This window comes from Rubellimicrobium rubrum (genome assembly GCF_006152115.1).
In the GTDB taxonomy this organism is placed as follows: Bacteria; Pseudomonadota; Alphaproteobacteria; order Rhodobacterales; family Rhodobacteraceae; genus Rubellimicrobium; species Rubellimicrobium rubrum.
The window spans coordinates 21,817-33,189 of sequence record NZ_VDFU01000035.1; the positions used below are offsets into that span (position 1 = coordinate 21,817).

Below are 11,373 nucleotides of genomic sequence, written 5' to 3' on the forward strand. Positions count from 1 at the left end.
GAATCAGGGACGAGCGGTTGTGGCGCGGCGGCGCTGCGCCTCGGCGTATTTGAGTTCGATGAACTGCTTGGCATGGGCCGCAAGGGGGTCGTTCTCCCTCCAGGTATCGCGCCAGATCGCACAGGCCAGCGACAGGGCTTCGTCCACGATGGCGGTCGAAAAGCTCTCGAACACGACGTCGCGCTGGTAGTCGATGTCGATGAGGGCGTCGAAGATGGCGTTAAAGTCGATCACGCCATCGCCCAGGTAGCCCCGGTTGCTTTCGCCGATGTGGAAGTAGCCAAGCTTGTCGCCGGCCAGCCGGATGGCGGCGGCGGGGTTCGCTTCCTCGATGTTCATATGGAATGTGTCGAGATGCAGGCGCAGGCGGTCAGAGCCGGAGTCCTGGATGTATTTCAAGCCCTGGGCCGCCGTGTTGAGCAGGTTCGTCTCGAAGCGATTCACCACCTCGAGGACGACATCGACGCCCATGGCACCGGCCTCCTCGGCCACTTCGGCCAGCGTGGCCGCGCTGTTCATCCAGCCGCGCTGCGTGGGGGCCCAGTTGTACTTGGTATGCGCGGAATACAGGATACCACCGAGCTTGTTGCCGCCGATGTCCCGCACCGCCCGGACGGCGTCCGACAGCATCTGCTTGCCCTCCGCCACCACGGCGGCATCCTCGCTCGAGACGTCCTTGTCGAGCGGGAGGCCCATGGTCACCCCGACTTCGACATCCAGCGACTGCGCCTTTCTGGCCAAGCGGTCGAGGTCGAACAGCGCGGGGCGCAAATAGGCGAACTCGATGGTGCGATAGCCATGCTCCGCCGACTTCTCCAGCGCCATTTCGAGGCCGTCCTGCGTCTGCCCTCCAGTCCACACGAAAGAATGGATGCCCAACCGCCGCATGATGACTCCTCCCGCTTCTCGTTGTTGGCCTTCAGCCTTAGATAGCTTTGCAGCCCATAGCAACAAACTCGTTTTACTGCTCGCGTGATAACGCACCTTTCGCAGGGTTTCATGCTGAAGCCCAGAGAAAACGGTTCAGATTATGACGTTCTGTCAATTGCTTGCTGCGCGACAGGGTGGCCTCAGGTTTGCATTGTGCCACAACAAATCTTGTCATGTCCACCTAGATGCTCTAAGGGAAAGCGCAGGGCAGGCGGGAACAGCTGGCCCGGAACCTTGGGAGGGATCCAACGTGAGCATCGGGTATCGCATCAGTGCGTCCGCACTGGCATTGGGGCTGGCGGCTTCGGCCGCATTCGCTCAGACCGACGATTTCTGGCGTCAGGCCGGCGCGCAGTTCGAGGGCGTTACCCTGCACGGGGTCACGGAATCGACGCCGCCGTCGAACTACATCAAGGACGTGCTGGCCCCGCAGTTCACCGAACTGACCGGCATCAACGTCGAGATCGAGACGACCTCCTGGGACCAGATGTACGACAAGGCCATCAAGGACATGGAGGCCGGGACCGGCATCTATGACATGGTCTATATCGAGCAGGACATCATCTACTCCTACCTGTCCCGCGATTTCCTGGTGAACATCAGCCAGGCCCTGGCGGACAAGCCCGAGCTCAAGGCCCCGAACTTCGACGAGGCGAACTTCACGACCTTCGCCGACTATTTCCGCGACGAGGATGGCGGCCTGTACGGCATCCCCATGGAAGCCTTCATCAAGCTCTATCTCTACCGCACCGACCTGTTCGCCGACCCCGAGGTGCAGGCCGCCTTCAAGGAGCAGTTCGGCCGCGACCTCGCGCCCGCCAAGACCCACGAAGAATACACGCAAATCGCGGAATTCTTCACCAAGTTGGGCCAGGACCGGGGAGAGGACCTGTGGGGCACGACCGCCCAGGCCCATACCGGCCACCCGGCCTCCTGGTACGAGTACGTGGAGTCGGTGGCGCCGACCTTCGGCGTCTACAACTGGGGCATCAACGCCGAGAACAACTTCGCCGCCACCGTCGAGAACGGTGGCTCCATGAACTCGCCCGAGGCCAAGGAGGCGCTGCGCTGGTGGCTGCACCTGCGCGACATCGCCCCCCCGGAAAGCTCGGCCTCGACCTGGTCGGAAACGGCGACGACCTTTGCGGCGGGCCGCGTGGCCCAGGGCCTGATCTACGGCGAGAATGCCGCCTGGATCGCCTCGGACGAGAACCAGTCCCGGGTCGTGGGCAATGTCGGCGTGGCGCTCCCGCCCGTCGCGGAGGGCGTGATGGAGGCGGCCGAGTCCGGCGAGGGCTACATCGGCTACTATGACGGCGGCGCCTTTGGCATCCCCGTCAGCTCGCAGAACCAGGACGCTGCCGTGCTGTTCGCCCAGTTCATTGCCCAGCCCGAAGTTCAGGCCCAGTGGGCCGTCGCCGCGCCGCGGATCACGGTCTCTTCCACTTACGACGCCCCTGAGGTGCAGGAGCTGAATACGTCCCTCGGCGGTTACTTCGACCTGCTGCGCGACCAGGGCAAGCTCTTCGCCGGTGCTCCACCATTCCCGTTCCACGCCCAGTTGCGTGAAGCCATCTCCCCGATCTTCTACCAGATCCTGACCGGCGACATCGAGCCCGACGCAGGCCTCGACCAGATGGCCGCCAAGACGGAAGAAGAGCTGACTGCTCTCGGCTACCGCAAGTAAGAGACCGATCCCGACCAGGGGCCGCCACCAGTGGCGGCGGCCCCGACCAGACAGCAGCTCTGTCGTTGCGGAGCCTGCGCCAGACTAGCATTGCAGCGAGGGAGGACGACGGATGCGATCCAACAAGCTGGGCTGGATGCTCCTTGCCCCGACGCTGGTGATCCTGGGCCTGTTCGGGGTCGTGCCCTTCATCTACGTGCTGTGGGTGTCGTTCCATCAATGGAACCCGTTCGCCGCCAATCCCGAGATGATCGCGAACGGAGCCGACAACTTCCGCCAGCTCGTCTTCGACACCGGGTTCCTGTCGTCGCTCAGCGTGACGCTGGCCTTTGTCTTCTTCGCCGTGACATCCGAGCTGATCCTGGGCTACGCCCTCGCGCAGGCCTTCATGAAGGACTTTCCGGGCAAGGCGTTCTTTCGCACCATCCATACCCTTCCGCTCATCATGGCGCCCATCATCGTCGGCTCGATCTGGAAGCTGATGACGACGCCTTCCATCGGGATCATCCCCGATTTGCTGGACAGCTGGTTCGGCTATGACCTGAACATCGGGCAAAGCGCGGTCGCGGCCTTTGTCACAACCGTGGTGATGGACATCTGGCACTGGACGCCGCTTGTCACGCTGTCTCTGATCGCGGCCCTTGTCGCTCTGCCGGCCGATCCCTTCGAGCAGGCGCAGATCGACGGCGCCAGCAAGCGGCAGATCTTCTGGCACATCACCCTTCCGATGATCCGGCCCGCGATCGTAGCCACGGTCTTCATCCGGCTCATGGACGCCCTTCGGGTGGTGGACGAGGTGCTGATGCTGACCGGCGGCGGCCCGGGTTCGGCCACTCGCTACATCGGGGTGCACATCTTCCGGGAAGTGTTTCCGAGAACCAACTACGGTTACGGGTCCGCCGTGTCCGTGGTCGTCCTATACATCACGATCCTTGTCTGCTGGCTGCTCTATGTCGGCCTGATCGCCCCGCGCAACAACAAGGCCTGAGACCATGAAGCGCCAAAAGCCCTGGCTGTCGGTCCTGTTCTGGACGCTGATCAGCTTTGTCACGCTGTTCCCGATTTACTGGCTTTTCGTCATCTCGGTAAAGCCGACGGTGGATCTGTTCAGCACGCCCGAGGTGATCCTGAAGAGCTTCTACTGGCAGAACTACGTCGACGTGCTGACCGACTCCACGTTGCGCCGCTACATGATGAACTCGCTCATCATCTCGACGGGCAATGCCTTCCTGGTGACGACGCTGGGGTTCCTGGCCTGCTATGCCCTGTCGCGCTTCGACCTTCCGGGCAAGGAAAGCATCTTCTTCTGGACCATCACCAACCGCATGGCGCCACCGGCGGTGTTCCTGCTGCCGCTCTTCCTGCTGCTGACGCAGGTTTACAGGATCGGGGACTTTTCGCTTGCCGACACGCGGATCGGCATGATCCTGGTCTACTGCACCTTCAACCTGCCCTTCGCCATCTGGACGCTGCGGCCGACGATCGACGGCATCCCCAAGGAATTGGACGAGGCGGCCTTCATCGATGGCGCGAGCCCGTGGAAGATCATCACGGAAGTGATCTTCCCGCTGGCCCGCCCGGGCCTCGCCGTCACCCTGATCCTGACCTGGGTCTTTGCGTGGAACGAATACCTTCTGGCGGCGACCCTGACCAACTTCAACGCACGGACGCTGACCACTGGCCTGTCGGAATACGTGACGACCACCGGCACGGCCTGGGGCGTCATGGCGGCGATCTCTGTCATCACGCTGATCCCGGCCTTGATCGTGTTCAGCATGGTCCAGCGCCATATCGTCGCCGGCCTGACCTTTGGCGCAGTGAAGGGGTGAGGCATGACCCATCGTGAGCCGGACGACCTCGACACACCCATCCACATCCACGCCGAGGAGGACGCCCGGCCGGCCTTGGCCCCGATGGCCGAGAAGACGCCGGGCTTCCTGCCGATCGAAACCAACTGGTTCGACCGCCTTTTCATCGGCGTCATGCTGTGGGTGGCCCTGTCCCTGTTCTGGTTCCGGGTCATGGAGCCGCTGGGACTCTCGATCTGGATCTCCAACGCCATTGCCCTGATTGTGGGCATCATCCTCATTCGAAAAGGGTAAAGGCCATGAAGTCCCTCGTTCTTGAGCAGAAGGGCGAACTCGCCCTGCGCGACCTCCCCATCGAGAAGGATGAGGTGCTGGGCCCCCATGATGTGCGCATCAAGCTGCATACCGTGGGCATCTGCGGATCGGACGTCCACTACTACACGCACGGGCGCATCGGTCCTTTCGTCGTCAACGCGCCAATGATCCTGGGACACGAGGCCTCGGGGACGGTCATCGAGGTAGGCTCGGCCGTCACCACCCTGAAGGAAGGGGACAGGGTCTGCATGGAGCCGGGTATCCCCGACCCCAACAGCCGCGCCACGCGGATGGGCATGTACAACGTCGACCCCAAGGTGCGCTTCTGGGCCACCCCGCCCGTCCACGGCGTCCTGCGACCCACGGTGGTCCACCCCGAGGCGTTCACCTTCAAGCTGCCCGAGACCGTAAGCTTTGCGGAAGCCGCCATGGTCGAGCCCCTCGCCGTGGGCGTGCACGCGGCGACCAAGGCGCGGATCAAGCCCGGCGACATCGCTCTCGTCATGGGGGCCGGGCCGATCGGGCTCGTGACGGCTCTCTCGGCCTTGGCGGCGGGCTGCGCGCGGGTCTACGTCTCGGACCTGGACGACGCCAAGCTGGCCATCGCGGCCAGCCTCGGGCCCATCACGCCGATCAACGTGACGCGGCAATCGGCGGCCGAGGTCATCCTGAAGGACACGGACGGCTGGGGCGTGGAGGTGGTGTTCGAGGCGACGGGCAGCCCCCGCGCCGCGGCCACCATCTTCGAGGCGCTCTGCCCCGGCGGCTGCGTCGTGATGATCGGCGGGCAGCCCGACCCCATCGCCTACGACGCCGGAGCCGCCATGATCCGCGAAGCGCGGGTCGAGAACATCTTCCGCTATGCCCACGCCTTCCCGCGCTGCGTGGCCATGATCGGGTCGGGCGCCATCGACGTGAAGCCCCTGATCACCCGCACGTTCCAGTTCGACGAAAGCGTCCATGCCTTCGAGATCGCCGCCTCCGCGCCGTCCGGCGACGTGAAGATGCAGATCGAACTGCCGCAATAAGGAAGGAGCCATCTTGGCAAACGTCACCATCGACAACGTCGTCAAGCGCTACGGTGCGGCCGAGATCATGCACGGCGTCAACGTCGACATCGACGACGGGGAGTTCGTGGTCCTTGTCGGCCCGTCCGGTTGCGGGAAATCGACGCTCCTGCGGATGATCGCCGGGCTTGAGGAAATCAGCAGCGGACAGATCAGGATCGGCGGGCGGGTCGTCAACGACGTCCCCCCCAAGGAGCGGGACATCGCCATGGTGTTCCAATCTTACGCGCTTTATCCCCACAAGACCGTGGCCGAGAACATGGGCTTTCCGCTCAAGATGGCCAAGCGGCCCCAGGCCGAGATCGACAGCAAGGTCGGCAAGGCTGCGCAGATCCTTGACCTGTCCCACCTCCTCAAGCGTTATCCCAAGCAGCTCTCGGGCGGGCAGCGGCAGCGGGTGGCCATGGGCCGCGCCATCGTTCGCGACCCGCAGGTGTTCCTGTTCGACGAGCCTTTGTCGAACCTCGACGCCAAGCTCCGCGTGACGATGCGGGTGGAAATCAAGGAGCTTCACCAGCGGCTCAAGACGACGATCATCTACGTCACCCACGACCAGATCGAGGCCATGACCATGGCCGACAAGATCGTGGTCATGCGTGACGGCCGCGTGGAGCAGATCGGCGCGCCGCTCGACCTTTACGACCGGCCGCAGAACGTCTTCGTAGCGGGCTTCATCGGATCGCCTGCGATGAACTTCATCCATGGGCGGATCCAATCGCAAGGCGCGGCCCTGCAGTTCGTCGCCGAAAGCGGGCTTGTGCTGCCAGTGCCGCCGGGATCGGCCGAGGAAGGCCGCGCCGTCATCTACGGCATCCGTCCGGAGGACATCGAGATCGGCCCCGGCGGAATCCCGGTGCGGGTGGCCGTCATCGAGCCGATGGGCGCCGAGACGCAGGTGTTCGCCAAGGTCGGCAACGACATGATCGACGCCATCGTCCGGCAAAGGATCGCGGCTAGGCCCGGCGATGAGCTGCCGTTCCGGATCGACGTGTCGAAGGTACACCTGTTCGACCGCGCGACCGAGAAGCGGATCTGAGACAGCCCCGGCGCGGCGGCCCGCAAGCCTTCGACCTCTAGGCGCGCAAGGACTGGTACCCTGTAGCGGCGTCGCACCGATCTGGCGGCGGCCCCTTTCTCGGCACCTGCGGAATGCACTGCGGGACAGCCAACCCTTCCGACCGGACCGGGGCGGCTCCGGTTCATCTACGAGGACTGCGACATGTATCAGGAACGCTTTCGGCTGGATGGCGAGACGGCCGTCATCACCGGCGGAGGACGCGGCATCGGGCTTTGCTGCGCCGAAGCGCTGGGCGAGGCCGGAGCCCGCATCGTGATAATCGAAGCGGAGGAAGCCGCGACCGAAGAGGCCGTGCAGACGCTTGGCAGCAAGGGCGTGGAGGTCCATGCTTTTGCCGGCGACGTGACCCGCTCCGACCGCATGCGGGGGATCGCGGACGAGCTTGCCACGCGCGGAATGGCGGCCACGGTGCTGGTCAACAACGCCGGCATCGGCCAAAGCGGCATCGGCAGCGAGGACATCACCGATGCCGACTGGCTTCGGATCATGGACGTCAACGTCAACGGCGTGTTCTGGTGCGCCCGCGCCTTTGGCCGGCACATGATCCAGGCGCGCCGGGGCTCCATCGTCAATCTGGGCTCCATGTCGGGCACCATCGCCAACCGGCCGCAGCCGCAGACACCTTACAACGTGTCCAAGGCGGCGGTGCACCACCTGACCCGGTCCATGGCGGCCGAGTGGGCGGCCCACGGCATCCGGATCAACGCGGTGGCCCCAACCTACATCGAGACGCCGATGGTCCTTGCCAACCCGCTCAATCAGGAGCGCATCCCCATCTGGCTCAACGATACGCCCATGGGCCGGATGGGTCAGGCGCACGAAGTGGCGGCCGCTGTCCTGTTCCTGGCCTCGGGCGCCGCAAGCCTGATCACCGGGGCCGTGGTACCGGTGGATGCAGGCTACACCTGCTGGTGACACGAAGCCGCCAAGCAGACGGCCCGCGGCCTGCCTGCCGCTCGGCTGTCAACTCCGATGTCGGTCCATGGCCTGAAGGCTTCGGATTTGGCCGAGCCCTGGCACATGGGACCGGGTTGTCTGTTCCTGACACGCAGAGCCTCTCGCAGGGCCCGCTCGAACTACAGGGGAGGCGATCGGGGGCTGATGTTGATGCCTGCGAAGTTGACCGGAGCGGCCTGCCGGACTGCCTTGGTCGTCGCTGAACCGCTTCGTGCGGACCATGGACGCCCAAGGGGCCGACCGGCCACGTCCAACGGGTCAGACCACCCGTCAACTCATCCTGTGCGGGCCTCTTTGCAAGCCGACGCGTTCCGTACCAGCCCAGGTCAGGACCAGGAGCCCATGGCCAAGCTGAGACCGTCTTGATGGCTGCGCGTTTCGACAGGGGCGACCTTGTCCTTCTACGGGCCAGCCTTCCGTCCAAAGGGATTGCCCATAGCCCGGCAGCGCCGCCACAACTGCCGTCTCAACCTAAAGGCCCGATCCGATGTCCAATAGCACCCTGGCGCCTGATCGTCCGCGGAGCAGGTTCCTAGCCCTTCTGCTTCCTTTCCTTCTCGAAGCGGCGCTGGTCGTCTCCTGGAGCGCCGGCTTTCTTGGCATCCGCTTTGCCAGCGACCACGCGCCCATCTTTCTGATCCTGCTGTGGCGAAGCTTGATCTCCGGTCTCCTGCTCCTGCCCTTCGCCTTGACCATGGGCCCAAGGCTGCGGTGGAGCGACGTGCCCCCGCAGATCCTGTTCGGAGCATTGGCCATGGCGGGCTACCTGTCCGGCTTCGCGCTCGCCATCGGTCGGGGCGTGCCGACCGGCCTGGTTGCACTGATCGCCGACATGCTGCCGCTCATGGTGGCGCTGCTGTCCTGGCCTCTTCTGGGCCAAAGGCTGACCCCGCTTCAGTGGCTCGGATCGCTCATCGGCTTCGTGGGCGTTCTGATCGCCTCGGCTGGAGCCCTGAAGCTGGGGGACGTGCCCCTTTGGGCCTACGGGCTGCCGATCCTGGGCACCTTGTCCTTCGCTCTGGCGACCCTGCTTCAAAAGCGCAGCCCGGCCGGTGCCCTGCCCGTCCACCAGAGCCTTTGCCTGCAATGTCTGGCGGCTGCCGCCATTCTCGCGCTGCCCGCATGGTTCGAAGGCGGCGTCGCGCCGGTGATGAAGCTGGGCTTCGTCGGCGGGATCCTGTGGCTGGTGATCGTGGCGACCTTTGGTTCCTGGAGCCTTTATTACCTCGCGCTACGCCGGTTCTCCCCGGCGCGGGTCACGGCCGTGCTGTATCTGAGCCCTCCCGTGACGATGATCTGGGCCTGGATCATGTTCGGCGAACCCCTGTCCTGGGCCATGGCCATCGGACTGGCCGTGTCCCTTGGCGGCATCGTCCTCTTCTCCTGGGCGCCAGAAACCGCCCATGTGGAAAGCAAGGCAAAGGCGGGGTGACAGTATGCTCGTGAAAGGGGGGCCTCCGGTGCTGCGCCCATAGCCCGCCACGCCCAGGCTGACTTCCTGCGGGGCCCCCATTGGTAATCGCAGGCAGCCAGGACGGGATGGCGCGTCGGGTCCCTCGGGCTTCCATTCCCACCGGGGCAGCGCCGACATGGCGCCTGATTTGCCTGTCCTGACGGAGGACTTGTTCTGGTTCGGTCACACGCAGGCGCAGAACCAGGACTGTCCAAGAGATGCGCACTGCTGCGCAGAAGGCCATGGCACACGCGATCTACGGAGGGTAGCGCAGCCCAATCCGTCGCTCGGAAAGCTCGCGACGCACCGGAACCGATCTGGATGGATTTGGCAGGGGCAGCAGGGTTCGAACCCGCGACCTACGGTTTTGGAGACCGTCGCTCTACCGGCTGAGCTATACCCCTAGGCCGATCCCCGACTAGCCTGAACAGCGCCGGGGATCAAGGGGGTCAGACAGCCGCGAGGATATCGCCTTCGATCCGCCGCGCCTCCTCGTGGGACAGACCCAAGGCGCGAGCGAGCCGATCAAGGTAATCCACCTCCATCGGGTGGTCCCGCCCGCACATCAGGGCCGAGGCCGTGTAAACCTCGCGGGCCTCCTGCCCGCCTTGCACGCGGGCGGCGATGGCGTCAGGATCGGGCGCGGCGGCGATGGCCTCGCCCAGGAACCCTTTCACCGACTCGGGTAAATCCTCCAGTTCAGCCTCGATGGCGCTGTGCTCCTCCTCGTCGATGTGTCCGTCGGCCTTGGCCGCCGCCACCATGGCCAGCAGGAGGGTTCGCGCATGCGTCTCGGCACTGTCGTCCTCGAGCGCGGCGGCGGCCCGGTCGGGCGTGCCGCCCTGTCGTGCCCAGGCGTCCATGGCGATCTTGGCAAGGGCCCCGACACCACCCACCAGCAGCGCGTTGCGCGAAAAGGTGCTGCGCCGCCGCCGCCCCAAGAGCATGGCCACGACGCCCAGGGCCGCGCCGCCGGCCAGCCCGGTTTCGCGAAGCCGAGCGCGCGAGGCCGGATCGTCCCCTACCCCAAGCCGCTGCGCCGCCAGATCCTCTCCGCGCTGGGCCATGGCCCGACCGTCGGTCAGGATGCGGTCAAGGAAGTTGCGCGTGCTGGAGTCGTCCATGTCAGTCCTATCGAATGATTCCCTGTCTGGCACATAGGGTGCGCCTCGCCTTGCTCCAAGATCTTGCCCCGCCCCGGACAGGCGGGCTATCGCCACCCCCGGGCACAAGGAGGATCCGATGAGCCTTCGCAAATGGCTGGGGCGACAATCCTGGAGCCCTCACGTCCTGGGCTGGCCCCTGAGCCTGTGGATCAGGCTATGCCATGCGACGACGCAGTGGACACGGCAGGGCGACGCGGAGATCGAGGCAGCCCTTAAGAACGGCCCGGTGATCCTGGTGCTCTGGCACGAGCGGATTGCCCTGTCAGCGCTGCACTGGCGCGGGGAATGGGGTCCGATCTCGGCGCTGCATACGACCCGCTTCGCCGGACGCGTGGCCGGAGCGGTTCAGGCGCACCTCGGCACGCGCCCCATCGCCATGCAGTCACGCAAGGGCAACCTGGCCGCATCGCGCGAGGTCATGCGCCGGCTGCGCGGGGGCGTAAGCGTCGGGATCACCGGGGATGGTCCTTCGGGACCGGTCCGGGAACTGAAGGACGCCCCGCTCGAATGGGCGCGGGCCACGGGTCGGCCGGTTTTCATCTATGCCTTCGCTATGCGGCGGCAAAAACGGCTCACCACATGGGACAGGCTTGTCTGGCCCCGCCCCTTTACGCAGGGCGCGGTGGTGTGGCGGCTTTGGCGATCCGAGCTGCCGCGCCGAATGGATGACGCGACACGCGAAGCCATGCGCCGGGATCTGGAAGCGGCCCTGACAGCCGTGGCCGACGAGGCGGAAGCCTTGGCGCAGAGATGACGGGGTGTAGGCATCTGGCCTGATGCTCCCGGAAAACGAAACGGCCGCCCCGAAGGACGGCCGCTTTTGTTGTCAGGGACAGTGCTGGATCACGCCAGGATTTTCGACACCACGCCGGCGCCGACGGTACGGCCGCCTTCGCGAATGGCGAAGCGCAG

At 65.2% G+C, this 11,373-nt stretch carries 12 protein-coding genes and 1 tRNA gene; 9 read left to right on the plus strand and 4 right to left on the minus strand.

Annotated features, from left to right (window positions below; all coding sequences use genetic code 11):
• Positions 1-3: 3 nt before the first annotated feature.
• Positions 4-888, minus strand: coding sequence for a sugar phosphate isomerase/epimerase family protein (locus tag FHG66_RS18740; RefSeq protein ID WP_139078582.1), 885 nt, complete (start codon positions 886-888; stop codon positions 4-6).
• 292 nt (positions 889-1,180) lie between these two features.
• Here FHG66_RS18740 and FHG66_RS18745 point away from each other — a divergent pair, with 292 nt between their 5' ends.
• The 8 genes from FHG66_RS18745 to FHG66_RS18780 all read left to right on the plus strand — a co-directional run bounded on the left by FHG66_RS18745 (position 1,181) and on the right by FHG66_RS18780 (position 9,274).
• Positions 1,181-2,617, plus strand: a complete 1,437-nt coding sequence (locus tag FHG66_RS18745; protein ID WP_246082683.1) for an extracellular solute-binding protein — start codon at positions 1,181-1,183, stop codon at positions 2,615-2,617.
• Between the two features lie 112 nt (positions 2,618-2,729).
• Positions 2,730-3,605 carry a carbohydrate ABC transporter permease gene (locus tag FHG66_RS18750; protein ID WP_139078584.1) on the plus strand — a complete coding sequence of 292 codons (876 nt, stop codon included), beginning with the start codon at positions 2,730-2,732 and terminating at the stop codon, positions 3,603-3,605.
• Positions 3,606-3,609: 4 nt separating this feature from the next.
• Positions 3,610-4,446, plus strand: coding sequence for a carbohydrate ABC transporter permease (locus FHG66_RS18755; RefSeq protein ID WP_139078585.1), 837 nt, complete (start codon positions 3,610-3,612; stop codon positions 4,444-4,446).
• 3 nt (positions 4,447-4,449) lie between these two features.
• Complete coding sequence (locus FHG66_RS18760; protein ID WP_218013909.1) at positions 4,450-4,719, plus strand: DUF2160 family membrane protein; 270 nt, start codon at positions 4,450-4,452, stop codon at positions 4,717-4,719.
• Between the two features lie 5 nt (positions 4,720-4,724).
• On the plus strand, positions 4,725-5,768 hold the full coding sequence (locus FHG66_RS18765; RefSeq protein ID WP_139078586.1) for an NAD(P)-dependent alcohol dehydrogenase: 1,044 nt from the start codon (positions 4,725-4,727) through the stop codon (positions 5,766-5,768).
• A 13-nt stretch (positions 5,769-5,781) separates the two neighbouring features.
• The gene (locus tag FHG66_RS18770; protein WP_139078587.1) at positions 5,782-6,843 is read left to right on the plus strand and encodes an ABC transporter ATP-binding protein; all 1,062 of its coding nucleotides are present in this window, start codon (positions 5,782-5,784) and stop codon (positions 6,841-6,843) included.
• A 183-nt stretch (positions 6,844-7,026) separates the two neighbouring features.
• Entirely contained in the window at positions 7,027-7,800 is a 774-nt protein-coding gene (locus FHG66_RS18775; protein ID WP_139078588.1) for an SDR family NAD(P)-dependent oxidoreductase, read from the plus strand.
• A gap of 529 nt (positions 7,801-8,329) precedes the next feature.
• On the plus strand, positions 8,330-9,274 hold the full coding sequence (locus FHG66_RS18780; RefSeq protein WP_139078589.1) for a DMT family transporter: 945 nt from the start codon (positions 8,330-8,332) through the stop codon (positions 9,272-9,274).
• A 349-nt stretch (positions 9,275-9,623) separates the two neighbouring features.
• On the opposite strand, the gene FHG66_RS18785 is transcribed toward FHG66_RS18780, so the two are convergent.
• Positions 9,624-9,699 (minus strand) — tRNA-Trp (locus FHG66_RS18785).
• Positions 9,700-9,744: 45 nt separating this feature from the next.
• Entirely contained in the window at positions 9,745-10,419 is a 675-nt protein-coding gene (locus FHG66_RS18790) for a tellurite resistance TerB family protein (protein ID WP_139078590.1), read from the minus strand.
• Positions 10,420-10,537: 118 nt separating this feature from the next.
• Here FHG66_RS18790 and FHG66_RS18795 point away from each other — a divergent pair, with 118 nt between their 5' ends.
• Complete coding sequence (locus FHG66_RS18795; protein WP_139078591.1) at positions 10,538-11,215, plus strand: lysophospholipid acyltransferase family protein; 678 nt, start codon at positions 10,538-10,540, stop codon at positions 11,213-11,215.
• Between the two features lie 89 nt (positions 11,216-11,304).
• Here FHG66_RS18795 and FHG66_RS23020 read toward each other — a convergent pair.
• Positions 11,305-11,373, minus strand: a 69-nt coding sequence (locus FHG66_RS23020; protein WP_134059749.1) for an EF-Tu C-terminal domain-related protein, incomplete at its 5' end; no start/stop codon positions are given.

Coding starts and splice junctions, on each gene's coding strand:
- FHG66_RS18765 (WP_139078586.1), top strand. CDS start 4,725: ATGAAGTCCCTCGTTCTTGAGCAGAAGGGCGAACTCGCCCTGCGCGAC.
- FHG66_RS18755 (WP_139078585.1), top strand. CDS start 3,610: ATGAAGCGCCAAAAGCCCTGGCTGTCGGTCCTGTTCTGGACGCTGATC.
- FHG66_RS18795 (WP_139078591.1), top strand. CDS start 10,538: ATGAGCCTTCGCAAATGGCTGGGGCGACAATCCTGGAGCCCTCACGTC.
- FHG66_RS18750 (WP_139078584.1), top strand. CDS start 2,730: ATGCGATCCAACAAGCTGGGCTGGATGCTCCTTGCCCCGACGCTGGTG.
- FHG66_RS18775 (WP_139078588.1), top strand. CDS start 7,027: ATGTATCAGGAACGCTTTCGGCTGGATGGCGAGACGGCCGTCATCACC.
- FHG66_RS18760 (WP_218013909.1), top strand. CDS start 4,450: ATGACCCATCGTGAGCCGGACGACCTCGACACACCCATCCACATCCAC.
- FHG66_RS18780 (WP_139078589.1), top strand. CDS start 8,330: ATGTCCAATAGCACCCTGGCGCCTGATCGTCCGCGGAGCAGGTTCCTA.
- FHG66_RS18790 (WP_139078590.1), bottom strand. CDS start 10,419: ATGGACGACTCCAGCACGCGCAACTTCCTTGACCGCATCCTGACCGAC.
- FHG66_RS18740 (WP_139078582.1), bottom strand. CDS start 888: ATGCGGCGGTTGGGCATCCATTCTTTCGTGTGGACTGGAGGGCAGACG.